At 48.4% G+C, this 21,042-nt stretch carries 22 protein-coding genes; 9 read left to right on the forward strand and 13 right to left on the reverse strand.

Annotation, left to right across the window (positions count from 1 at the left end; genetic code table 11):
• Nucleotides 1-146: 146 nt before the first annotated feature.
• Both dnaX and ACFPVS_RS02995 read left to right on the forward strand, forming a co-directional pair.
• Complete coding sequence (dnaX, locus tag ACFPVS_RS02990) at nucleotides 147-2,156, forward strand: DNA polymerase III subunit gamma/tau (protein ID WP_096296145.1); 2,010 nt, start codon at nucleotides 147-149, stop codon at nucleotides 2,154-2,156.
• 183 nt (nucleotides 2,157-2,339) lie between these two features.
• Nucleotides 2,340-2,675: a YbaB/EbfC family nucleoid-associated protein gene (locus tag ACFPVS_RS02995; protein WP_095502622.1), complete on the forward strand. Its 336-nt coding sequence runs from the start codon at nucleotides 2,340-2,342 to the stop codon at nucleotides 2,673-2,675.
• A 150-nt stretch (nucleotides 2,676-2,825) separates the two neighbouring features.
• Here ACFPVS_RS02995 and ACFPVS_RS03000 read toward each other — a convergent pair whose 3' ends face one another.
• Nucleotides 2,826-4,307: an aldehyde dehydrogenase family protein gene (locus tag ACFPVS_RS03000; protein ID WP_096295496.1), complete on the reverse strand. Its 1,482-nt coding sequence runs from the start codon at nucleotides 4,305-4,307 to the stop codon at nucleotides 2,826-2,828.
• A gap of 465 nt (nucleotides 4,308-4,772) precedes the next feature.
• On the opposite strand from ACFPVS_RS03000, the gene adhP reads away from it, so the two are divergent.
• Nucleotides 4,773-5,813 (forward strand): alcohol dehydrogenase AdhP, encoded by a 1,041-nt coding sequence (adhP, locus tag ACFPVS_RS03005; protein WP_198345261.1) that lies wholly within the window; start codon nucleotides 4,773-4,775, stop codon nucleotides 5,811-5,813.
• Between the two features lie 120 nt (nucleotides 5,814-5,933).
• Here adhP and ACFPVS_RS03010 read toward each other — a convergent pair whose 3' ends face one another.
• The 7 genes from ACFPVS_RS03010 to ACFPVS_RS03040 form a co-directional block, all read right to left on the reverse strand.
• A complete protein-coding gene (locus tag ACFPVS_RS03010) occupies nucleotides 5,934-6,674 on the reverse strand; it encodes a pseudouridine synthase (RefSeq protein WP_096295495.1) in 741 nt (246 codons plus the stop codon).
• Nucleotides 6,675-7,004: 330 nt separating this feature from the next.
• The gene (gene guaA / locus ACFPVS_RS03015; protein ID WP_096295494.1) at nucleotides 7,005-8,570 is read right to left on the reverse strand and encodes a glutamine-hydrolyzing GMP synthase; all 1,566 of its coding nucleotides are present in this window, start codon (nucleotides 8,568-8,570) and stop codon (nucleotides 7,005-7,007) included.
• Between the two features lie 208 nt (nucleotides 8,571-8,778).
• Nucleotides 8,779-9,024 carry a hypothetical protein gene (locus ACFPVS_RS03020; RefSeq protein WP_378595395.1) on the reverse strand — a complete coding sequence of 82 codons (246 nt, stop codon included), beginning with the start codon at nucleotides 9,022-9,024 and terminating at the stop codon, nucleotides 8,779-8,781.
• A 67-nt stretch (nucleotides 9,025-9,091) separates the two neighbouring features.
• A complete protein-coding gene (locus ACFPVS_RS03025) occupies nucleotides 9,092-9,439 on the reverse strand; it encodes a LiaF transmembrane domain-containing protein (RefSeq protein WP_096295493.1) in 348 nt (115 codons plus the stop codon).
• A gap of 208 nt (nucleotides 9,440-9,647) precedes the next feature.
• A complete protein-coding gene (gene smpB / locus ACFPVS_RS03030; protein WP_096295492.1) occupies nucleotides 9,648-10,094 on the reverse strand; it encodes an SsrA-binding protein SmpB in 447 nt (148 codons plus the stop codon).
• A gap of 105 nt (nucleotides 10,095-10,199) precedes the next feature.
• The gene (locus ACFPVS_RS03035; protein WP_096295491.1) at nucleotides 10,200-10,421 is read right to left on the reverse strand and encodes a DUF1653 domain-containing protein; all 222 of its coding nucleotides are present in this window, start codon (nucleotides 10,419-10,421) and stop codon (nucleotides 10,200-10,202) included.
• A 266-nt stretch (nucleotides 10,422-10,687) separates the two neighbouring features.
• Nucleotides 10,688-10,891 (reverse strand): cold-shock protein, encoded by a 204-nt coding sequence (locus tag ACFPVS_RS03040; RefSeq protein ID WP_016687461.1) that lies wholly within the window; start codon nucleotides 10,889-10,891, stop codon nucleotides 10,688-10,690.
• 305 nt (nucleotides 10,892-11,196) lie between these two features.
• Here ACFPVS_RS03040 and clpS point away from each other — a divergent pair, with 305 nt between their 5' ends.
• The 3 genes from clpS to ACFPVS_RS03055 all read left to right on the forward strand — a co-directional run bounded on the left by clpS (nucleotide 11,197) and on the right by ACFPVS_RS03055 (nucleotide 14,803).
• Nucleotides 11,197-11,508, forward strand: coding sequence for an ATP-dependent Clp protease adapter ClpS (gene clpS / locus ACFPVS_RS03045; protein ID WP_096295490.1), 312 nt, complete (start codon nucleotides 11,197-11,199; stop codon nucleotides 11,506-11,508).
• A 3-nt stretch (nucleotides 11,509-11,511) separates the two neighbouring features.
• Complete coding sequence (gene clpA, locus ACFPVS_RS03050) at nucleotides 11,512-13,797, forward strand: ATP-dependent Clp protease ATP-binding subunit ClpA (protein ID WP_378595398.1); 2,286 nt, start codon at nucleotides 11,512-11,514, stop codon at nucleotides 13,795-13,797.
• 520 nt (nucleotides 13,798-14,317) lie between these two features.
• Nucleotides 14,318-14,803, forward strand: a complete 486-nt coding sequence (locus tag ACFPVS_RS03055) for a DUF4189 domain-containing protein (protein ID WP_096295488.1) — start codon at nucleotides 14,318-14,320, stop codon at nucleotides 14,801-14,803.
• 118 nt (nucleotides 14,804-14,921) lie between these two features.
• On the opposite strand, the gene ACFPVS_RS03060 is transcribed toward ACFPVS_RS03055, so the two are convergent.
• Nucleotides 14,922-15,359: a YiiD C-terminal domain-containing protein gene (locus ACFPVS_RS03060; protein WP_096296143.1), complete on the reverse strand. Its 438-nt coding sequence runs from the start codon at nucleotides 15,357-15,359 to the stop codon at nucleotides 14,922-14,924.
• Between the two features lie 146 nt (nucleotides 15,360-15,505).
• Here ACFPVS_RS03060 and ACFPVS_RS03065 point away from each other — a divergent pair, with 146 nt between their 5' ends.
• Nucleotides 15,506-15,895 (forward strand): hypothetical protein, encoded by a 390-nt coding sequence (locus tag ACFPVS_RS03065; RefSeq protein ID WP_096295487.1) that lies wholly within the window; start codon nucleotides 15,506-15,508, stop codon nucleotides 15,893-15,895.
• Nucleotides 15,896-15,937: 42 nt separating this feature from the next.
• Here ACFPVS_RS03065 and ACFPVS_RS03070 read toward each other — a convergent pair whose 3' ends face one another.
• From ACFPVS_RS03070 to ACFPVS_RS03080, 3 genes are all read right to left on the reverse strand, one after another.
• A complete protein-coding gene (locus tag ACFPVS_RS03070) occupies nucleotides 15,938-16,801 on the reverse strand; it encodes a pirin family protein (RefSeq protein ID WP_096295486.1) in 864 nt (287 codons plus the stop codon).
• A gap of 152 nt (nucleotides 16,802-16,953) precedes the next feature.
• Complete coding sequence (locus ACFPVS_RS03075) at nucleotides 16,954-17,616, reverse strand: NAD(P)H-dependent oxidoreductase (RefSeq protein WP_096295485.1); 663 nt, start codon at nucleotides 17,614-17,616, stop codon at nucleotides 16,954-16,956.
• A 101-nt stretch (nucleotides 17,617-17,717) separates the two neighbouring features.
• The gene (locus tag ACFPVS_RS03080; RefSeq protein WP_096295484.1) at nucleotides 17,718-18,587 is read right to left on the reverse strand and encodes a LysR family transcriptional regulator; all 870 of its coding nucleotides are present in this window, start codon (nucleotides 18,585-18,587) and stop codon (nucleotides 17,718-17,720) included.
• A gap of 109 nt (nucleotides 18,588-18,696) precedes the next feature.
• Between ACFPVS_RS03080 and ACFPVS_RS03085 the strand changes: the two genes are divergently transcribed.
• Both ACFPVS_RS03085 and ACFPVS_RS03090 read left to right on the forward strand, forming a co-directional pair.
• Nucleotides 18,697-19,371 carry a nitroreductase gene (locus ACFPVS_RS03085; protein ID WP_096295483.1) on the forward strand — a complete coding sequence of 225 codons (675 nt, stop codon included), beginning with the start codon at nucleotides 18,697-18,699 and terminating at the stop codon, nucleotides 19,369-19,371.
• 265 nt (nucleotides 19,372-19,636) lie between these two features.
• Nucleotides 19,637-20,053: a MarR family winged helix-turn-helix transcriptional regulator gene (locus ACFPVS_RS03090; RefSeq protein WP_378595400.1), complete on the forward strand. Its 417-nt coding sequence runs from the start codon at nucleotides 19,637-19,639 to the stop codon at nucleotides 20,051-20,053.
• 109 nt (nucleotides 20,054-20,162) lie between these two features.
• On the opposite strand, the gene ACFPVS_RS03095 is transcribed toward ACFPVS_RS03090, so the two are convergent.
• On the reverse strand, nucleotides 20,163-21,038 hold the full coding sequence (locus tag ACFPVS_RS03095) for a LysR family transcriptional regulator (protein ID WP_096296142.1): 876 nt from the start codon (nucleotides 21,036-21,038) through the stop codon (nucleotides 20,163-20,165).
• Nucleotides 21,039-21,042: the final 4 nt, after the last annotated feature.

The following is a 21,042-nucleotide window of genomic DNA, read 5'->3' on the forward strand; positions in this document are numbered from 1 at the left end:
TGTGACAAAGTGGTTTTGCTTATGGCAGCAAACAATGCATTTGTACGTTTATGCGTCAAAAATGTTAAAATGCACCATCTTTCAATAGGCCGTCTGAAAGAATATGGCGTTCAGACGGCCTGGTTATCATGAAGCAGAGAAAAGACATGGCTTATCAAGTGCTTGCCCGTAAATGGCGTCCGAAAACATTTGCCGATTTAGTCGGCCAAGAACACGTTGTCAAAGCATTGCGCAACGCTTTGGACGAAGGCCGTCTGCACCATGCCTATCTCCTGACCGGTACGCGCGGCGTCGGCAAAACCACCATTGCGCGTATTTTGGCCAAAAGCCTTAACTGCGAGCATGCCGATCACGGTGAGCCGTGTGGTGTGTGCCAAAGCTGCACCCAAATCGATGCCGGCCGTTATGTCGATTTGCTGGAAATCGATGCCGCCTCCAATACCGGTATCGACAATATCCGCGAAGTATTGGAAAACGCGCAATATGCGCCGACTGCCGGTAAATACAAAGTCTATATTATCGACGAAGTGCACATGCTGTCGAAAAGCGCGTTTAACGCTATGCTGAAAACGCTGGAAGAGCCGCCCGAGCATGTGAAATTCATTTTAGCAACCACCGACCCGCATAAAGTGCCGATTACGGTATTGAGCCGCTGCTTGCAGTTTGTCTTGCGCAACATGACCACGCAGCAGGTGGCCGAACATTTGGCGCATGTGTTGGACAGTGAAAATATTCCTTATGAGGTCACTGCCTTACAATTGTTGGGTAGGGCGGCGGCAGGCTCGATGCGTGATGCCTTGAGTTTGCTTGATCAGGCCATTGCGATGGGTTCGGGAAAAGTGGCCGAATATGATGTGCGCCAGATGATTGGTGCGGTTGATAAACGCTATCTGTATGAATTGCTGCATAGCGTGGTTAATCAAAACGGTCAAGCTTTGCTGAACAAAGCGCAAGAAATGGCCGACCGTGCGATTGGTTTTGACAGCGCATTGAGCGAACTGGCAATGCTGTTGCAACGTTTGGCGCTGATTCAAGCTGTGCCGTCTGCCGTGGCCAACGATGATCCCGAGCGCGAAGCCTTGCTGCAATTGAGTCAAGCCATGAGCGGTGAGCAGATCCAGCTATATTACCAATGCGCGATTCATGGCAAGCAGGATTTGAGTTTGGCGCCCGACGAATACGCCGGATTTGTGATGACCTTGCTGCGCATGCTGGCGTTTGCACCTTTGGCCGCTCAAGCGCACGGTGTAAATGATGTGGTTGAACACACGCAATTGAAGGAGGTGGAATATAAGGAAGCCACCGCAAAAAAGCCGCTGACGATTCCGACGCCGTCTGAAAATCAACCTGATGTTCAGACGGCCTCTACCGCTGCCGCCGTGGCTTCTGAAAATGAACCGCAAGCAAAAGATATTCTGCCTTGGGAAGAGCAGCCGGCAAATGAAGCGGTAGAAACCGAGTTGCTTCAGACGGCCCCGGTTTCTGATGAACCGTCTGCGGTTGTGGCAGAAGTTAATCCGCAAGTTATTGAGACTGAAAGCAATTCTGTTCAACAGCCGACACAAATTCAGACGGCGTTTGATCAATCAGACAGGCCGTCTGAAACCGATGAAGAAGATATACCGCCGCCTTATTTCGGCGAAGATTCCTATGATTTTGCCGCAGAGGCTGATATGCCGCCTGTGCCGCCGATTGCGGATGAAAGCCCTGAAGCCGATGACGAGGAAGAAGACGAGCCGAAATTTGTGGCCTTGCCTGATTTCGAGCCGGAAAATTGGGCGTTGCTGGTGCAACGTTTTGCGAAAAAACTTGGTGCCGCGCAAATGTTGGCGCAGCATGCTGCTTGGGTGGATTACAACCCCGATACGCATTTGATGAGTTTGTCGCTCACCAGCGAAGCCAAAGCTACCGCCAACAAAGAGCGTTTGGACAAAATCCAAAACGTGTTGGCCGCAGCTTATCATTTGCCGCTGAAGCTGCAAACCCAGCCCTGGCAAGACGGCAAAGGCTGGGAAACGCCGATTATGCTGCGCCAGCGTTTGCAGCGAGAAGGGCGGCAGCAGGCACAGGATTTATTGGATGCCGACCCGACCGCACAGCAGATTTTGCAAATATTTGAAGCTCAATGGCTGCCGGATACGCTGGAATTGAAATAAACGAAAGAATCTTGAGCCGAAGGATCAATATTTGGTATCAGGCCGTCTGAAAATGCTTTGCCGCAAACATACGTTCAGACGGCCTTAAATCATTTTTCATCGATTAGCCCGTGCAAGCAGGGGCAAAACCTGATAGGATTCGTCCTGAATAATTTTCTCATACACGCAAATTAGGAGCATACAATGTTCGGAAAAGCCGGATTAGGCGGGCTGATGAAGCAAGCCCAACAAATGCAGGAAAACATGAAAAAAGCCCAAGCCAAATTGGCTGAAACCGAAGTGAGCGGCGAAGCGGGCAACGGCTTGGTTAAAGTCACCATGACTTGTGCGCATGTGGTACGAAAACTCGACATCAGCGAAGATTTGATTAAAGAAGCGGCTGATGACAAAGAAATGCTGGAAGATTTGATTTTGGCTGCGGTAAATGACGCTTCTGCCAAAGCCGAAGAAACCAGTAACAAAACCATGGGCGCGTTTACCCAAGGGCTGCCGGCCGGCATGGGTGATTTTTTCCGTTAACCAGTAAAAGCATTCTCTAAGAAATCAAAAAACCGCTGTTCCGCTCAGATAGAAACAGCGGCTTATCATTGATTTTATTGAAGAAAGAAACGATAAAGGCCGTCTGAAAAATATCGGTTCAGACGGCCTGATTCAATCAATCATGAAAAATCAATACATGCCTTCGCGCTCTTCTCGGGTAGAAATGTAAATGTTTTTCACTTGTGTGTAAGCAGCCAACATCATTTTGTGGGTTTCGCGACCGATGCCGGAAGATTTATAGCCGCCAAACGGGGCGTGTGCCGGTAGGCGGTTGTAGCAGTTTACCCAAACACGGCCGGTTTCCAAGGCGCGGGATATGCGCAAGCAGCGGTTGATGTCTTTACTCCATACGCCGCCGCCCAAGCCGTATTCTGAATCATTGGCCATTTTGATGACTTCTTCTTCGGTTTTAAACTTGATGACAGTCGCCACAGGGCCGAAGATTTCTTCTTGTGCCACGCGTGCATCGTTGTTTTTGGCTTCGATTAAAGTCGGCTCCAAGAATGCGCCGTCGGCCAATTCGCCTTCGGCTTTTTTACCGCCGGTAATGATGCGGCAGCCTTCTTGCTCACCGATTTTCACATATTTCAAAATGGTTTCCAATTGACCGGCATTGACTTGAGCGCCCATTTGGGTGTCGTCTTCCCAAGGCAGGCCGACTTTTACTTTTTTGAACTCTTCCGCCAAAGCTTCAACGAATTTATCGTAAATGCCTTCTTGTACAAAAATACGCGAACCGGCGCAGCACACTTGGCCTTGGTTGAATAAAATACCTTTTTGGGCGCCTTCGAGTGCTTTGTCAAACGGCATGTCGTCGAAGAAAATATTGGCTGATTTGCCGCCTAATTCCAAAGTGGCCGGAATCAACATTTCTGCGGCAGCGATACCGATGCGGCGACCGACTTCGGTCGAGCCGGTAAACGCCAGCTTGTTGAAGCCTTTGTGATGCAGCATGTATTCGCCGGATTTCGAACCTTTACCGGTGATGACGTTGAACACGCCTTTCGGCAACACATCGTTCACTTTTTGTGCGAAAGACAGCAGGCTCAGCGAAGTGCTGGAAGAAGGATGCAATACGATGGTACAACCGGCTGCCAAAGCAGGGGCGATTTTCCAAGCAGCCATCAAGAATGGGAAGTTCCACGGAATAATTTGGCCGACTACACCGATTGGTTCACGCAAAATCAGCGACAAATCTTCTTCGTCCAATTGGGTGGCCGTGCCTTCTTCGCCGCGAATCACACCGGCAAAGTAGCGGAAATGGTCGGAAGCCAACGGAATGTCGGCAGCGCGGGTCTCGCGGATTGGTTTGCCGTTATCGAGGGTTTCTTGCAGGGCGAACAATTCGGCGTTTTCATCAATGATGTCGGCGATTTTGTTCAAGATTGCGGCGCGTTCGGTAACGGTGGTTTTTTTCCAGGTTTTGAATGCTTCTTGGGCGGCGGCAACGGCGGCATCTACGTCAGCATCGCTGGCATCAACGAATTTAGCCAATTCTTCGCCATTGGCCGGGTTAGTGGAAGTCAATAATTTACCTTCGCTGCCCTTGGTCCATTCGCCGTTGATTAATAAGCCGTATTCTTTGTCAAAAACGTTTAAATCTTTTGCCATGATGCTGCCTCCTGTATTTTTTAGCAGTTGTAGTTGACTGTAAGCGAAACGCTTAAGGGCTAGCATAGTATTTTTTGCTATTGAGTTCAAGCGTTAAAAATGCAAAGAAATATGAATTAACAAAGCGAAAGAATGCGGAAGAAAATTAATTCATTCAATAAAATCAATTGGTCAGGGGTTGAGGCCGTATGAAAAAATAAATTTTATTTTATTTAAATATAATAAATATAATCAGTTGCTTGTTCGATTGGAAAATGCATCAGTAAGTATGTTATATTATAACAAATTTTAATAAATTCAATACGATGCAGATTGACGGAACTAATTTTGAAGTACATACTTAAATCGTGATGTAACGAGCGAAATCATCATGTGTATGGTTTGTTCATGTGTGATTGAATGCGTGCATCCCGTTATTGCAATGAAATACCATTCTATCAGTTAAGCCAAACAAGGAGTGTTACCATGAAAATGCGTGCAGTGGTAGTGAATCAAGCTGTTGAAGGTGATGTAGAAGTTGTAGAGCGCGACATCCGCGAATTGGAAGCGGGCGAAGCTTTGGTAGAAGTTGAATATTGCGGCGTGTGTCATACTGACTTGCACGTTGCTGCCGGCGATTACGGCGAAAAACCGGGTCGTGTTTTGGGTCACGAAGGCATCGGTAAAGTCAGCAAAGTAGCTGATGACGTAAAAAGCTTGAAAGTCGGCGACCGTGTGAGTATCGCGTGGCTGTTTGAAAGCTGTGGTTCTTGTGAATATTGTAATACCGGCCGTGAAACTTTGTGCCGTACTGTATTGAATGCCGGTTATACTGCGGATGGCGGCATGGCAACACACTGTATCGTGACGGCCGATTATGCGGTAAAAGTGCCGGATGGTCTGGATCCTGCTCAAGCCAGTTCGATTACTTGCGCCGGTGTCACTACTTACAAAGGCGTGAAAGTATCGAATGTGCGTCCAGGGCAGTGGATTGCTGTGTATGGTGCCGGCGGCTTGGGTAACTTGGGTGTGCAATACGCGAAAAAAGTGTTTGGCGCGCATGTGATTGCCATCGATATCAATGACGACAAACTGGAATTTGCCAAAGAAAGTGGCGCTGATTTGGTGATTAATCCGCAAAAAGAAGACGCAGCTAAAGTGATTCAAGAAAAAGTCGGTGGTGCCCATGCGGCGATTGTGACTGCCGTATCTGCTGCTGCGTTTAATTCGGCCGTCGATGCCGTGCGTGCCGGTGGCCGCGTGGTTGCAATCGGCTTGCCGCCTGAGTCTATGGACTTATCGATTCCGCGCTTGGTATTAGACGGTATCGAAGTGGTCGGTTCTTTGGTAGGGACACGCCAAGACTTGGCCGAAGCGTTCCAATTCGGTGCTGAAGGTTTGGTGGTGCCGAAAGTGCAATTGCGTAATTTGGACGAAGCACCTGCAATTTTCCAAGAAATGCGTGAAGGCAAAATTACCGGCCGTATGGTAATTGACATGAAATGCGCTTGCGGTCACGAGCATTAATCTGACTCGTTCATAAAGATTAAAAGCCGTCTGAATCGTTTTCAGACGGCTTTTTTGCTGCGGAGTGAATAGAATCAGGCCGTCTGAAATATTTCAGACGGCCTCATCAATGCTATTGAATCAAAACGATTCATTCGCTTTCAAATAGCGCCATTTGCTCGGCGGCAGTTTGCCCAGTTTCACTTTGCCCATGCGGATGCGTTTCAAGCCGACCACGCGCAGACCTACCAGCTCGCACATGCGGCGGATTTGGCGTTTCTTGCCTTGTTTTAAAATAAAGCGCAGTTGGTCTTCGTTTTGCCATTCGACTTTGGCCGGGCGCAGTTTCTCACCGTCCAAGCTCAAACCGTGGTTGAGTAATGCCAAGCCTTTGTCATCTAATTTGCCGCGCACGCGTACCAAATATTCTTTTTCGCTGTTGCTGCTTTCGCCGATTAACTGCTTGGCAATGCGGCCATCCTGGGTCAACACCAGCAAACCTACCGAATCAATGTCCAAACGTCCGGCGGGAGCGAGGCCGAATTTGTGTTTTTCGCTAAACGTGATGCGGCTGTCGTCGCCTTCCCATTGGTTTTCGGCGGTAATCAATTCAGCCGCCGCTTTATAGCCTTTTTCCGCTTGCGCACTGACATAACCCACCGGCTTATTCAGCAAAATCGTCACACGGTTGGCCTGCTGCTCATGCGCCTGTTTGTTTAAATCAATGCGGTCGTTTTCGGTCACTTTTTGGCCGAGTACGGCGGTTTGTCCATTGACTTTGACCCAGCCTTGTTCGATATAGCTGTCGGCTTCGCGGCGGGAACAGAGACCGAGTTGCGCCATGCGTTTCGACAGGCGCATGGGTTCATTTGTGGGTTCCATGGTATTTACTTTAAAAAATATTGGCGAATTATAGCATTAACACATCATACCCGTTGTGTGAGGGAGGAACAGAGCTTTCCGTCGGAAATTGTCGGGTTGTTTACACTTTCTATGCAAAACAGCTTTTATTTTTTTGCCCGAATGATTGTTTTAGGATTGTTGAGTATCATTAAGAACCATGCGGCGTTGCCGTGCCTTTCGGTATTCTTGACAACTCGCAAAAAACCCAAAATGTGTCTTCAAGCAAAAAAAGCAAAAGTGTAAACAACGCTAGGATTTTCTACGTCTCAGACGGCCTTTTCATTATTTTATTAATTAAAAATCAAATGCTTATTCCCACTCGATTGTGGCAGGCGGTTTGCCGCTCACATCGTACACCACGCGGTTGATACCTTTGACTTCGTTAATGATGCGGTTGGATACGCGGCCGAGCAGTGAGTATGGCAGCTCTGCCCAATGTGCGGTCATGAAGTCGCTGGTGACCACGGCGCGTAAGGCCACCACATAATCGTAGGTACGGCCGTCGCCCATTACGCCCACGGATTTCACCGGTAGGAACACAGCGAAGGCTTGACTGGTGAGGTCGTACCAAGATGTACCGTTTTCATCAGTGGTGTTGCGCAATTCTTGGATGAAGATGTCGTCGGCTTGGCGCAGCAAGTCGGCGTATTCTTTTTTCACTTCACCTAAAATACGCACGCCCAAACCCGGGCCCGGGAACGGATGACGATACACCATTTCGCGCGGCAGGCCGAGCGCTACGCCCAGTTCGCGCACTTCGTCTTTAAACAAATCGCGCAATGGCTCCAGCAGTTTGAGCTTCATGTTTTCCGGCAGACCGCCGACATTGTGATGCGATTTGATGGCGTGGGCTTTTTTGGTTTTCGCGCCGGCGCTTTCAATCACGTCAGGGTAAATGGTGCCTTGTGCCAGCCATTTGGCATTGGTGAGTTTTTTCTCTTCGGCATCAAATACTTCAATGAATTCGCCACCGATGATTTTGCGTTTTTTTTCAGGGTCGGTTTCACCGGCGAGTTTGGCCATGAATTGGTCTTCGGCATCAACGTGAATCACGCGCACACCTAAGTTGCGGGCGAACATATCCATCACATTTTTGCCTTCGTTCAGCCGCAGCAGGCCGTGATCGACGAATACACAGGTAAGCTGGTCGCCGATGGCGCGGTGAATCAGCGCGGCGGCCACTGATGAATCGACACCGCCTGACAAACCCAAAATTACTTCGTCGCTGCCGACTTGCCCGCGGATTTTGGCCACGGCTTCTTCGATGTAGTTAGGCATGGTCCAGCTTGGTTTCGCGCCGCAGATATCGAGCACGAATCGGTTAATCAGCGCACGGCCTTGCTTGGTGTGGGTAACTTCCGGGTGGAACTGAATGCCGTAGAATTGTTTTTCCGCGTTTTCCATCATGGCAATCGGGCAAGACGGGGTGTCGCCGATGACGGCAAAACCTTGCGGTAATTTGGATACTTTGTCGCCGTGGCTCATCCACACGTCGAGCGTGTTCGGCTGGCCGTCAAAAATATCGCGGGTCAGCTCGCTGTCGATGGTTTTCACTTGCGCGTAACCGAATTCGCGTTGGTTGCCCGGTGACACTTCGCCGCCCAAGTGGTGCGCCATAAACTGCATGCCGTAGCAAATACCCAATACCGGCACGCCTAAATCAAACAGGCCGGTGTCGGCTTGGTAGTCGGATTCATAAACGGAATTAGGGCCGCCTGAAAGAATAATGCCTTTCGGATTAAAGGCTTTGATGTATTCCAATGGCATGTCGAACGAATGCAGCTCGCAGTAAACATGGGCTTCGCGCACGCGGCGGGCGATAAGCTGGGTAACTTGCGAACCGAAGTCGAGAATCAGGATTTTGTCTTGGGTCATGATGTTGGGCTTTGTGGAATGAAAAGAGGAGGCAGCGCAATAAAAAGGCCGTCTGAAAAATGGCGATATTGTACCAGTTTCAGACGGCTTTTGCATAAGCAAACCGATGGTGAATAAATGAGTTGCTATACGGTTTGAAAACTTTTCAGACGGCCTTGGCTTAGATAAAACAGGCCGTCTGAAAATATTTTGGATTCAAATGATTGTTTTATAAATCGCTGCCTTTCGAATCGCGTGTGTACACTTTATCGGCGACGTTTTCCAGGTTTTCATGCAGGCGGTTGGCCAAGATGATGTCGGTGCGTTGTTTGATTCGTTTAAATCCTACACCACTTCCGAGCCGAAGAAATCGCTGCTGTGGTATTCGGGTTCGTACACAATCACTGGGCGGCGACGATTGATAGTCGGTTTCAGCCATACGGCAGATGGGCCGGCGGTGGTGCAGGGTAATCATTTATCTACAATAATTGAATGATTAAATGATTAAAAGAAAAAAGACCGAGAATTCTCGGCCTTTCGGTTTATTGGGACAAGCGGTCAGGATGCTTGGGCATTTTATAGGGAATCATGCTGCTGCGCGAGAGCAACAACAGGCAGCCCAATACCATCATGCCTAAGGCAATTAGTGGCGAATAGGCAAACCAGTATTCAGTGCGCAAATAAATGGCCGCACCGATATACATTAAAATCGGGCCGGAAATAATCGATTGCTTGTTGATGCCGTCCATAATCATGACGGCCAATCCGGCAACGCACAGGCCGATGGCAATCAAAGTGGCGGTGGCGGGCAGGATGCCGGTGGTTTTTAAAAACCAGACCGCGCCAAACAGGATTAAAAACAAAGGCAGGGCAAGTGAGGCTTGTCGCATGGTGTTTTCCTTTGCAGGATAATGGGTTTTCAGACGGCATTATTATTGTGGCAGAAGCGCATCTTGAAAAGCGGATAACGTGCAATCTTGCGTATTTTTAAGAAAGGATTGAGACGGAATGTGTAAAACGTCAGCCGCTGAAAATATTTCAGACGGCCTAGGATTATGTCTAAAGGTCTCAGGCCGTCTGAAAAGCATGGTCGATAAATTAGCGGGTAATTTTCATCAAACGCTGTTTCTCACGTTTCCAATCGGCTTCTTTCAAGCTTTGGCGTTTGTCGTGTTGTTTTTTACCTTTGGCCAAGCCGATTTCCATTTTGATGCGGCCGCGGTTGTAATGCAGATTAAGCGGCACAATGGTGTAACCCGCGCGTTCGGTTTTACCGATGAGCTTGTTAATCTCGGCTTGATTGAGCAGTAATTTACGCGGGCGAACCGGATCGGGTTTGACGTGGGTAGAGGCAGTCGGCAGGGCGGTTACATGGCAGCCGACCAGATAAAACGCATCTTTTTTCCAGTAGATATAACTTTCTTTAAGCTGCACACGACCGGCACGGATGGCTTTCACTTCCCATCCTTCCAGCACCAAACCGGCTTCAATTTGGTCTTCGATAAAGTAATCGTGAAAGGCTTTTTTATTATTGGCAATACTCATAATGCTGATTCTTGATAGGTTTTCAGACGGCCTATTTTATCAGGCCGTCTGAAAAAGGGAAATAACAGGCCAAAGGCTTTGAGGCCGTCTGAAAGCAGATGATGTTTAAAACGCTTTCACTAAGGCAAAGCGCGCTACTGTTTCGCCGTTGAATCCAACGGTTTCGGCGAACATGGCGGCAGGCCGTACCCACAAACCGAATTCTCCGTATAAAGCGCGGTAAACGACCAATTCTTCTTCGGTTTCGCTATGGCGGGCAAGGCCGGACACTTCGTAAAGATTGCCTTTGTAGTGGCGGTAAATACCGGCAGGAATAGAATGTTTCATAATAGGATATGGCGTTGGTAAAAAGGTTGATATCGGCGATGTCTTTGCCGTGATAGGGGTTAAGTCGATTTTTAAATCGGCCAGTTTGATTATTAAAAGGCGGGCTTCTGCTTCGGCGGCAGTGCAGAAAATGTTACTTTGATTGCAAAATATGTAATTAACTCATCGAGTTGATTTAATGCACGTTGATAATTGCCCATGTCGTACCCACAATAAAAAATGGCGGGAGATCCCGCCATCACATTACGGCTTAGGCCGCGCACTCATTAAGCAGCTTGAATGTTAGCGGCTTGTTTGCCTTTAGGGCCGGTGGTTACTTCGAAAGACACGCGTTGGCCTTCTTTCAGGGTTTTGAAACCGTCCATATTGATCGCAGAGAAGTGAGCGAACAAATCTTCTCCGCCTTCATCCGGAGTGATGAAACCAAAACCTTTAGCGTCGTTGAACCATTTTACGATACCGGTTGCCATTGAGAACTTCCTATACTTAAAAAATTTAACAAAAACAGCAAATAAGGCAATACGTTAAACCTAAAAGTTTCAAGTTTCTCCCTAAAAACAATTATGCTTCTTCGAGTGCCGACTCTGCTTAACTGCCTTTTTACATTCGTTAATGTGTGTAGTCAAGTAATGTTTGGGAAAAAGTAAAAAATTTATTAAAATAGTACAAAATACAACAGAAACGCTCCGTTTTTTATTGGTTAAGCATATATTTACGCATGTGTCGTGATGTTGTGCTAAGCCCAGTTTAAAAACGGTTTTGGAGCCATATATATATGAGCAATAGCCGCAGCCACTACGAATCGGAAACATTGATAAGTGACCGCCAAACCCTGCCGCCGAAACGTTACGGCGTTTTCCTGTTAAATGATGATTACACGACCATGGATTTTGTGGTGGCGGTGTTAACAGAAATTTTCATGCTGGGCGAAGAACAAGCCGTCGCGGTGATGCTGCTGGTTCATCATGAGGGCAAGGGCTTGTGTGGCACGTACACACGCGACATTGCCCAAACCAAACAGCAGCAAGTCATGCAGCGGGCTAAGGCAGAAGGCCATCCGCTGCAATGTATCGTTGAGGAGATTTAATCCATGCTGTCACCAGAATTAGAACGTATTTTACAAGTACTTTATACCGAAGCACGCGGTGAACGCTATGAATTCATCAGCTTAGAGCATTTGTTGCTGGTGTTGATTGATGAAAACGAAGCCGTCAGAAACACGCTTACCGAATGTGGTGTCGATTTGAAATTATTATCCGACCAGCTTACCGACAGCGTGACTGAAAACACGCCGCAGATTCCTGAGCATTTGTTGGACAATACTGAAACGCAGCCGACATTAGGCTTTCAACGCGTGATTCAACGCGCCATGGTGCATACCCAGTCGGCAGGCAAAAGCGAAGTCTCGCCGCTGGATTTGCTGGTGGCGCTTATGAGCGAGAGCGACAGCCATGCCGTGTATTTCCTGAAGCTGCAATCCGTCACCCGCTTTGAAATCTTGCGCAGCATTGCGCATGGCGGTTTGAATGCCGCTGCGCAGGAATCTTCAGGCGGCCAAGATGCCGAAGCAGGCGGACAGGGAGAAGAAAAAGGTAATCCGTTGGCCAAATACTGCGTCAATTTAAATGACGAAGTCAACGCAGGCCGCATCGATCCGCTTATCGGCCGCAAACACGAAATGGAGCGTTTGGTGCAGATTTTGTGCCGCCGCCGCAAAAATAATCCTTTGCTGGTGGGCGAGGCTGGAGTGGGTAAAACTGCGCTGGCAGAAGGGTTGGCGCATCAGATTGTCAATGGTGGCGTGCCGGAAACACTGCAAAATGCCGTGGTGTATTCGCTGGATATGGGCGCATTGTTGGCAGGTACCAAATACCGCGGCGACTTTGAAGCGCGGGTAAAAGCCGTGTTGAAGCAATTGGAAAAAGTCGGACACGCCATTTTGTTTATCGATGAAATCCACACCATCATTGGCGCGGGCAGCACCAGCGGTGGCACGATGGACGCATCCAACCTGCTCAAACCTGCATTGGCCAAAGGTTTATTGCGCTGCATCGGCGCGACCACTTACGATGAATACCGCACCATTTTTGACAAAGACCATGCCTTGAGCCGCCGTTTCCAAAAAATCGACATTGTCGAACCGACTGTGGACGAAACCGTGCAAATCCTGCGCGGCTTGAAACCGATGTTTGAAAGCTTCCATCAAGTGCGCTACACCCAAGGCGCATTGGAAGCCGCAGCCGAGCTTTCCGCACGCTATATTACTGAACGTTTCTTGCCCGACAAAGCCATTGATGTAATGGACGAAGCCGGTGCGGCTCAACGCGTTCAGCCCAAATCCAAGCAGAAAAAAGTGATCGGCAAGGCGCAAATCGAATCGGTGATTGCCAAAGTTGCCCGCATTCCGGAAAAAACCGTGTCGCACGACGACAAGCAAGTGCTGCAATTCTTGGCGCGTGATTTGAAAAATATGGTTTATGGCCAAGACGATGCCATTGAAGCTTTGGTTGCTGCCGTGAAAATGTCGCGCTCCGGTTTGGGCTTGCCCGATAAACCGATCGGCAGCTTCCTGTTTTCAGGGCCGACCGGCGTGGGTAAAACCGAAGTCGCCCGCCAATTGGCATTCTCACTGGGTGTGCCGCTGCAACGCTTTGATATGTCGGAATACATGGAGCGCCATGCCGTATCACGCTTAATCGGTGCGCCACCGGGCTATGTCGGTTTCGATCAAGGCGGTTTGCTGACAGAGGTGGTGAACAAACAGCCGCATTGCGTGTTGTTGTTGGACGAAATCGAAAAAGCGCATCCTGATATTTTCAACGTGTTGCTGCAAGTGATGGATGCCGGTCGCTTAACCGACAACAACGGCAAAAGTGCCGATTTCCGCAACGTCATTCTGATTATGACCACCAATGCCGGTGCCGAAAGCCTGAGCCGGCCGACTTTCGGCTTTACCGGCAAGCGCGAGCGCGGTGACGAAATGCAGGCCATCAACAAAGTGTTTACGCCTGAATTCCGCAACCGTTTGGATGCGATTATCCCGTTTGCGCCGTTGTCCGAGCCGATTATTATCAAAGTGGTGGACAAATTCATGCTGCAATTGGAGCATCAGCTGCTTGATAAAAAAGTCGAAGCGGAATTCACACCGGCATTGCGTCAATACTTGGCCGAAAAAGGGTTTGACCCGCAAATGGGCGCGCGCCCAATGCACCGCCTGATTCAGGACAAAATCCGCAAAGCCCTGGCCGATGAACTGCTATTCGGCAAGCTGGCCGATGGCGGCTACGTCAAAATCGACTGGAGCCGCGAGAAAGGCGAAGTGGTGCTTAAGTTTAAAAAAAGCACTGTTAGGAAAAAAGCGCAAGAGACTGTCTAAAAAAGATTGCTGATCGTGGTTGGGGTAGCACTCAGGCCGTCTGAAACAGGGATAATCGGTTTCAGACGGCCTTTCGTCATATAATTAAACTGTAAGCAAATTTTGTTGATTTATCAATATGAAAATCCTGATTTGCTTGTTTGCCTTTTCCTGACGCTGTTGGTTTATGCCACGGGTACTTATGGGTTATATTGCGTTATGGCCGTGTGCAAGGCTTGTTGAAACTCGAAACATGAAAATGTGGCACTTATCCACAATTCGGCGTTTAGCAAGGCGCTGGTGCAGGCTTTGCCAGAGTGCCGTCTGAAATACGGCGGCGCAGGCGAATGCAGGGTTGAAAACCGTGTATTGAATCTTCGGCGGCTCACGCTAAGAAAGGACATTGGGCTGAAATGCTGCATAAATTCAAGTTAGAATAAATAAAAATGGTTTGAAAATACATGATCTGATCCCATAATCACTTCCAAGCTGGCATTTGTTTTATAATTAAATCTGAATTTGAAAATCATCGACAATCACCATGAAGAAAATTCTCTCAGCATTGATACTCAGCGGTTTGGCCGCCACTGCAAGCGCCGCCGATACCTACGGCTATTTGGCCTTTTGGCAAAATCCGAGCGGCGGCAGCGATGTATTGCATATTAAAACCACACGCGAAAATCTCAATCAGCTCGATGCCAGCAACGAATTGGCCGCTTATTGCCGCGGGCAGGATGCGTTGGCCGGTGTGCAGAAAGATCAGGCCACCGGCTGCCAATCGGTGATGCCGCTGCAAAATACCTGTGTGGCTGTGGCTTATCCGCGAGCGCACAATCGCATGACGACCGAAAACGTGGTGGTCATCAGCTCGCCTTTGTTTAAAAATATCCATCAAACAGCGATTACCCAATGCAGCAAAAAATTCGGTACCGAAGGGCAATGCGCCATTGAAGCTTCATATTGCACGTCAAGCGATTATTATGGCGGCGCAATCAAGACTTTATGGAGTAGAATCAAGTCGTTGTGATATTGAACATGATTTAGGCCGTCTGAAATCTTTATGATTTCAGACGGCCTAAATTTTTGAAAAGTGAAGATTAATCCATACTATGTTTCGTCTGGTCTTCAAATAAGGCGAAGGCCTTTCAATCTTTCAATGCCATAAACTTGCCCACAAACACCGCCGCCAGCTCGCCTTCAGAAAACACGTCAATTTCCAACACTATTTTACCCTTGCCGCGTTTGGCAAACATATCATTCATCTGCTGCCAACTTTCGACGGCAACAGGGCGGGTTTGGATGGTTAAATCACCGTGGGCAGGGCGTAGGTATTGGGTTTCGCCTTGTTGAATCACGATATTGCCGGCCGCTTCGGGCAGATGACTGTGAACCAACGCCCAGCCGCAGGTGGTTGCGCCTAGCGCGATGGAGCCGCCGAAAGCGGTATTTTTGTGATTGCGGTTGGAAGCATGCGGCATGGTAAGGACAACATGTTCGCGGTCGGCTTCTTGTACTTGAATCTGAAGCGCGGCGGTAGCGGGGATGTGGGTGTGTAAAAATGCTTGTAATAATTGAGTTGTCATGATTGGATTGCCTTGCAGTTTGGTATAGAATTTCATGATTGGTTAAATTGAAAGATTCAATCTTTAAGCAGGTCGGCCGTAAGAGAATGTTACTGAGATTTAAGATGGCGGCAGGCGTAAAATAAAACAAGCTTCGGAGTCAAATAATGCGGACTTTTTTCGGCGTATGTTTGTTGGTCATCGGTGGCTGGGTATTGACGCTTTTGGATATGTTGCTGTTTTTTGATATTTTGGCCGAAATCCGCGGCATGTTGTTTGGTATTTTGGCTTTGTCTGCGCTGGCGTTGATTGGCTTGGGCGTGTTGGCGATGAAAGCACGGCGTTATTATGTGCTGGGCATGACTTTGTTGCTGTCGTCTTTGGTGATGTGGGCAACGGTCATCGGTTTTGGCATTATTGATTCACACCCGCACTGGAGCCGCTATCTGCCGACGGATTTTACCGAATCGTTCAGCAATCTCTCATCGGTCTTTACGTGGCTGTTTTTGAAAACGTTGGCCGGCTTCGGCTTGGTGTGGCATTATCGTAAAACATAATATTTGTAAGGCCGTCTGAATATTTCAGACGGCCTTTGTCGCTTAATCAATCAAGCCGAATTCACCTGCTTTAAACGCGCGGATTTTTTCTAAGATTTCTTCGCGCGTGTTCATCACAAACGGACCATAACCGACCACCGGCTCATCGATCGGTACGCCGCCGAACAAGGCCAGCTTCACATCTTCGTCTTGCGCCTGTAAATCAATTTTACCGCTTTCGATTTCAAACGTGACCAGTTCGGTCGGCTTAACCATACGTCCATTCACCGACACATTGCCGCGCAGGCTCACCAGCATCACGTTGTGATTGGCGGGCAAGTAAAATTCGGCATGGCCTTGTGCGGGCAGGTCAACCGTCCATAAATTGATTTCGCTGAATGTGCGTGCCGCGCCTTGGGTACCGTTGACTTCGCCCGCAATCACATTGACTTTGGCATCGCCTTGTTGTACCACCGGAATATTTTCTTTAGGCAAGGCTTGGTATTCCGGAGCGACTTCTTTAAATTCGCGCGGCAGATTGACCCAAAACTGCAATTCTTCCAATACGCCGCCACGTTCGCTGAACTCTTTACTGTGAAATTCTTCATGCACAATACCGCGGCCGGCAGTCATCCATTGCACATCGCCTTCGCGGATAATGCCGCCGCCGCCTGAGCTGTCGCGGTGGGCCACTTCGCCTTGCAGCGCGACGGTAACGGTTTCAAAACCGGCATGCGGGTGGCTGCCTACGCCGCGCGGTGCGCCGAAATTGGGGGCAAATTCGGTGGGGACGCCGTAATCGAGCATCAGAAACGGACTGGTGTGTTTGCTCACTTCATCCATGTGGGAAAACAGCGGAGAAACGTGAAAACCATCGCCAACCCAATGTTTTGGCGGAGCTTGGTAGATTTGTCGGATGGTACGCATAATGTTCCTTAGTTTATTAAAGTGATGGAGTGATTATAGGGGCTATTTTAAAGAAAACAATTCGGTTATGGGAAACGATTGTTTTCTTAAAAGGAAACAAAAGGCCGTCTGAAACCTATTGTTTGCAGACGGCCTTAAAAGAAGCATTCGGATTATTTCACCCACGTCACCAATTCATCAAGCGGACGGCGGAATTTGTGGGTGATTTCTTTGGCGCGGTAGCCGAAGGTACAGGCTACGGAAACCCCCCATTCTTCGGGATCAAACAGGCCTTCTTCGACCAAAACGCGGTTGAATTCCTTGTAGTCCATACCTTCTACCGGACAAGAGTCAATGCCGATTAAAGCGGCACCGGTCATCATATTGGCTAGGGCAATGTAGGTTTGTTTGCCGGTCCAGTCAAAAAGTGCGCGCTCGTTTCCGTAGATTTCGATGTCGTGCTTTTGGAAATTTTCATAAATCGCCACACTTTTGGCCATTTGTTCGTCGGTCAGCCCGCGTTTTTCCAAACCGGCGCGCAAGAAACCGGAATCATAAGTGGCATTTTTCTTTGCCAGATACACCACCAAATGGCTGCACGCATCCAGCTGCCGCGCCATGCCCCAGCTGAACGGTTTCAGTTTCTCACGCAATTCAGGGTTTTGAATTACCAGAAATTTCCACGGTTCTGAACCGACCGAGCTTGGCGACAAACGCGCCAGTTCCAACAGATAATTAAAGTCTTCATCGCTGATTTTGCGTTCTGGATCGTAGTAACGGCAGGCCGAACGGAAGGTAAAAGCGTCTAATACTTGTTTTTTAGTAATACCAAACATATTGATTCCTTTAAGGGTTTGGAAGTTGGGAAAATTGTTTTCATATTATAGGCCCGTCCGGGCCGTCTGAAAAAGCATCTGAAAAAATTGGTATGTAAAGTTCAGACGGCCTCAATCTGCTGCCCGACAAATTCCACAAACGCCCGCACAATGCTGGAAGGATAGCGGTGCGCCGCGTAAATCATCGACACATCGTAGCGCGGGAAATCCACATCGGCCAATACTTCCACCAAACCATGTTGTGCCATCATCCGATTGGCCGAATAATCCGCCAATTGGCACACCGCCTTGCCTGCGACAGCCATATATTCCAAGGCAGAGCTTTCGTTGCAGGCAAACACATAGGGCACAAAATGCGCCTGCTTACCCACCATCACTTTAAGCATGTTTCCGCCATTGCGTGCCCATCCCGCCACGGGTAAAGCGGCTAATTCGGCCACGGTGTGCGGTGTGCCGGATTTGGCCAATAAATCAGGGTGTGCTACCCATTTCGCGCCGACCGACAATACTTTTTTGGCAATGAAATTGTCGCCGTGCAATCCGCCCATGCGGAACGCCACGTCAATGCCGTCGGCTGTCATGTCGAGCACGCGGTCGGTCATGGTGCAATGAATCTGCACTTGCGGAAACTGCGTTTGAAATTCGGCAATCCAATCCAGTACGGGCGTGCAACCGGGTGGGGCGGAAATGCGCAACAAGCCTTTCAGACGGCCTTGTTCGGCAAACAATACCTGTCCGGCATTGACCAGGTTATCCATGCCGGCATACACCTGCTCATACAGCCGCTGCCCGGCCATCGTCGGCTTGACACCTGATTTGAAGCGGTCAAACAATTGGATATTCAGCGATTTTTCCAGCCCGCTGATTTGGCGGCTGATGGTGGCAACCGGTACATCAAGTTTTTCCGAGGTTTTCGACAAACTGCCTTCTTGCACAACGGCAACGAAAAGGCGTAAAGCATTGAGGTTCATAAAATTTCCGTTTATGGAATACAAGTTTCCATTTTAAGGAGTTTTTATTTTGTTTTCAACAAAATAAACTGGGTGCCGTTGCATGATTCAATAAAGAAAAGAGAACGCCATGTTAGATTTTGAAACTACCGTTAAAACCCGCCAGTCTATCCGTAAATTTTTGCCGGCCGAGATGACCGAAGCGGAAATCAAACAAATCCTTACCGATGCGCAAAATGCGCCGTCAGCCTGCAATACCCAGCCGTGGCTGGTGCATATCGCTTCGGGCGAAACCTTGCAGCGCCTGCACAAAATCATCGGCGAGCGTTTCCGTGAGGGCAAATTCAGTCCGGATTTCGAGTTTGACCAAAGCAAGTTCACCGGTATTTATGAACCGCGTTGGCGTAACCAATACGCGCATGTATTCACCACCAGCTTCGGTGTGCCGCGCGAAGACAAAGCCGGCCGCCGGCCGGTCATCGAGCAAAACATCACCGGCTACGGCGCAGCGCACATGGCGTTTTTGTTTATGCCCGGCGTGGATAATCACGATGTCAACATTGCCGCCGATATGGGCATGTATTCGCAAACCTTTTTATTGTCGCTGACCGCACGCGGCTTCGGCGGTATTCCGATGCTGTTTTTAGGTTTGTTCGCCGACGACATCCGCCGCGAATTAGGCGTATCCGGTGATTACAAACTGCTGCACGGTATCGCTTTCGGTCATCCGGATTGGGACGCGCAACAGAACAAAACGCATTTAGGCCGCGTGCCGGTTGAAGAGAGTGCGGTATTGCATTGGTAATGATGAGGCCGTCTGAAAAGTTTCAGACGGCCTGATGCCCTTTGTAAAATCCCTATCTTTGGCACATTTTTTCATTATGCACTGCTCGAAATACTGCACTATATAATTGATAGGTCTACTTTCTATGCTGTTCCAATTTCGAGCTGCACTCAAATCCAGGAATTTTGCAAAGGTATCGGATTTTCTATAGCTAATTTGAGAAAATTAAATTTTGAACAATATAATAATGTGATAGAATTGATTTTATTTAATCTAGATTACTGTCATGTACGAGCAACTCAAGCTTTCAAACCAATTGTGTTTTCCGCTTTATGCCTTATCCAAAGAAATCACCCGCCGCTATACGCCTTTTCTGCAAGCGCTGGATTTGACCTATCCGCAATATCTGGTCATGCTGGTGTTGTGGGAACACGGCGAACAAAGCGTGGGCGGGCTGGGTGAAAAGCTGTACTTAGACAGCGGCACGCTCACCCCCCTGCTCAAACGCCTGCAAGCCAAAGGATTGGTTGAACGCACACGCAGCGTTGAAGATGAACGCAGCGTCATTATCCGCCTCACCAACAGTGGCAGGGCCTTGGAGCACCAAGCGGTGGAAATTCCCGGAAAAATGGGCGCGTGCCTGAATTTATCGGCGGACGAAACCGCATTGTTGCGCAAAATCGCCGCCCAATCCGCCCAATAAAAAGAAACGGCTCCATTATAGTTTTAGTTGTCTAACCAGATTGTGAAAATATAATTTTATTGAAAGCTAAACACACTTGGAAAAATTATCCAAAATTCAAACTTCATGATTATTCCCTTAACGCCTGTAATACCACTTCAAACGCTCTTGAATGGTGCTTTCGGCTAGGATAATAAGCATAAAATGGCTCATAAGTCATTTTAAATTCGCCCAAAATTTCAACCAGTTCGCCCGATGTTAATTCATTTTCCACCATAAAATATGGCATAAACCCAATACCCAAATGATTTTTGACCGCAGGCAAAGGATTGCTGTTTAAAATTAGCTGACCTTTTGGCACATACGACACCAATTTGCCCGCCACCCAAAAATCCCACGCAATCGGCTCACGGTCAGTCTCCAGGCGCAAGCCAAGCAAGCGATGATTATCCAGTTTTTTGATTTGTTTTGGGATTTCTTTGTTTTGCAAATAACTAGGCGTGGCAACAAGAACGGTCGTCAAAGGGGGTGAAATCTTGACCGCCACCATATCTTTTGCCAAATCATCGCCCAAACGTACGCCCATATCAAAGCCTTCACCCACAATATCCACAAAACGATTTTCGCTAAAAAGCTCAATGTTGATGTGGGGAAACTGCTCAAAAATGGGGGCGAGTTTGGGCAAAATCGCCATTTCTATGGCAACTTGGCTGGCGTTAATGCGAACCGTGCCTGTGATGTTATCTTGGTTTTCGGATATCTTTTTTATTGATAAATCAATAGCTTGTAGGTAAGGCGAAATGTCGTTTAACAGCATTAAGCCTTCGGGCGTGGGCGAGATACTCCTTGTAGTGCGATTGAGCAGGCGGATATTTAAGCGGTTTTCTAAATTACTCAAACAATGTGATACTGCCGATGCCGACACGCCCAACTTTTCACCTGCTTTGGTAAAACTTTTGTGCTGGGCAACCAGCACAAAAGCTCGTAAGTCGTTGAGATTTTGCATAAAA

The organism is Neisseria weixii (assembly GCF_042658245.1).
GTDB classification, from domain to species: domain Bacteria; phylum Pseudomonadota; class Gammaproteobacteria; order Burkholderiales; family Neisseriaceae; genus Neisseria; species Neisseria weixii.

What these genes read in the sequence shown, in the direction of transcription:
- dnaX (WP_096296145.1), top strand. Translation starts at nt 147, where the DNA reads ATGGCTTATCAAGTGCTTGCCCGTAAATGGCGTCCGAAAACATTTGCC.
- ACFPVS_RS02995 (WP_095502622.1), top strand. Translation starts at nt 2,340, where the DNA reads ATGTTCGGAAAAGCCGGATTAGGCGGGCTGATGAAGCAAGCCCAACAA.
- ACFPVS_RS03000 (WP_096295496.1), bottom strand. Translation starts at nt 4,307, where the DNA reads ATGGCAAAAGATTTAAACGTTTTTGACAAAGAATACGGCTTATTAATC.
- adhP (WP_198345261.1), top strand. Translation starts at nt 4,773, where the DNA reads ATGAAAATGCGTGCAGTGGTAGTGAATCAAGCTGTTGAAGGTGATGTA.
- ACFPVS_RS03010 (WP_096295495.1), bottom strand. Translation starts at nt 6,674, where the DNA reads ATGGAACCCACAAATGAACCCATGCGCCTGTCGAAACGCATGGCGCAA.
- guaA (WP_096295494.1), bottom strand. Translation starts at nt 8,570, where the DNA reads ATGACCCAAGACAAAATCCTGATTCTCGACTTCGGTTCGCAAGTTACC.
- ACFPVS_RS03020 (WP_378595395.1), bottom strand. Translation starts at nt 9,024, where the DNA reads ATGATTACCCTGCACCACCGCCGGCCCATCTGCCGTATGGCTGAAACC.
- ACFPVS_RS03025 (WP_096295493.1), bottom strand. Translation starts at nt 9,439, where the DNA reads ATGCGACAAGCCTCACTTGCCCTGCCTTTGTTTTTAATCCTGTTTGGC.
- smpB (WP_096295492.1), bottom strand. Translation starts at nt 10,094, where the DNA reads ATGAGTATTGCCAATAATAAAAAAGCCTTTCACGATTACTTTATCGAA.
- ACFPVS_RS03035 (WP_096295491.1), bottom strand. Translation starts at nt 10,421, where the DNA reads ATGAAACATTCTATTCCTGCCGGTATTTACCGCCACTACAAAGGCAAT.
- ACFPVS_RS03040 (WP_016687461.1), bottom strand. Translation starts at nt 10,891, where the DNA reads ATGGCAACCGGTATCGTAAAATGGTTCAACGACGCTAAAGGTTTTGGT.
- clpS (WP_096295490.1), top strand. Translation starts at nt 11,197, where the DNA reads ATGAGCAATAGCCGCAGCCACTACGAATCGGAAACATTGATAAGTGAC.
- clpA (WP_378595398.1), top strand. Translation starts at nt 11,512, where the DNA reads ATGCTGTCACCAGAATTAGAACGTATTTTACAAGTACTTTATACCGAA.
- ACFPVS_RS03055 (WP_096295488.1), top strand. Translation starts at nt 14,318, where the DNA reads ATGAAGAAAATTCTCTCAGCATTGATACTCAGCGGTTTGGCCGCCACT.
- ACFPVS_RS03060 (WP_096296143.1), bottom strand. Translation starts at nt 15,359, where the DNA reads ATGACAACTCAATTATTACAAGCATTTTTACACACCCACATCCCCGCT.
- ACFPVS_RS03065 (WP_096295487.1), top strand. Translation starts at nt 15,506, where the DNA reads ATGCGGACTTTTTTCGGCGTATGTTTGTTGGTCATCGGTGGCTGGGTA.
- ACFPVS_RS03070 (WP_096295486.1), bottom strand. Translation starts at nt 16,801, where the DNA reads ATGCGTACCATCCGACAAATCTACCAAGCTCCGCCAAAACATTGGGTT.
- ACFPVS_RS03075 (WP_096295485.1), bottom strand. Translation starts at nt 17,616, where the DNA reads ATGTTTGGTATTACTAAAAAACAAGTATTAGACGCTTTTACCTTCCGT.
- ACFPVS_RS03080 (WP_096295484.1), bottom strand. Translation starts at nt 18,587, where the DNA reads ATGAACCTCAATGCTTTACGCCTTTTCGTTGCCGTTGTGCAAGAAGGC.
- ACFPVS_RS03085 (WP_096295483.1), top strand. Translation starts at nt 18,697, where the DNA reads ATGTTAGATTTTGAAACTACCGTTAAAACCCGCCAGTCTATCCGTAAA.
- ACFPVS_RS03090 (WP_378595400.1), top strand. Translation starts at nt 19,637, where the DNA reads ATGTACGAGCAACTCAAGCTTTCAAACCAATTGTGTTTTCCGCTTTAT.
- ACFPVS_RS03095 (WP_096296142.1), bottom strand. Translation starts at nt 21,038, where the DNA reads ATGCAAAATCTCAACGACTTACGAGCTTTTGTGCTGGTTGCCCAGCAC.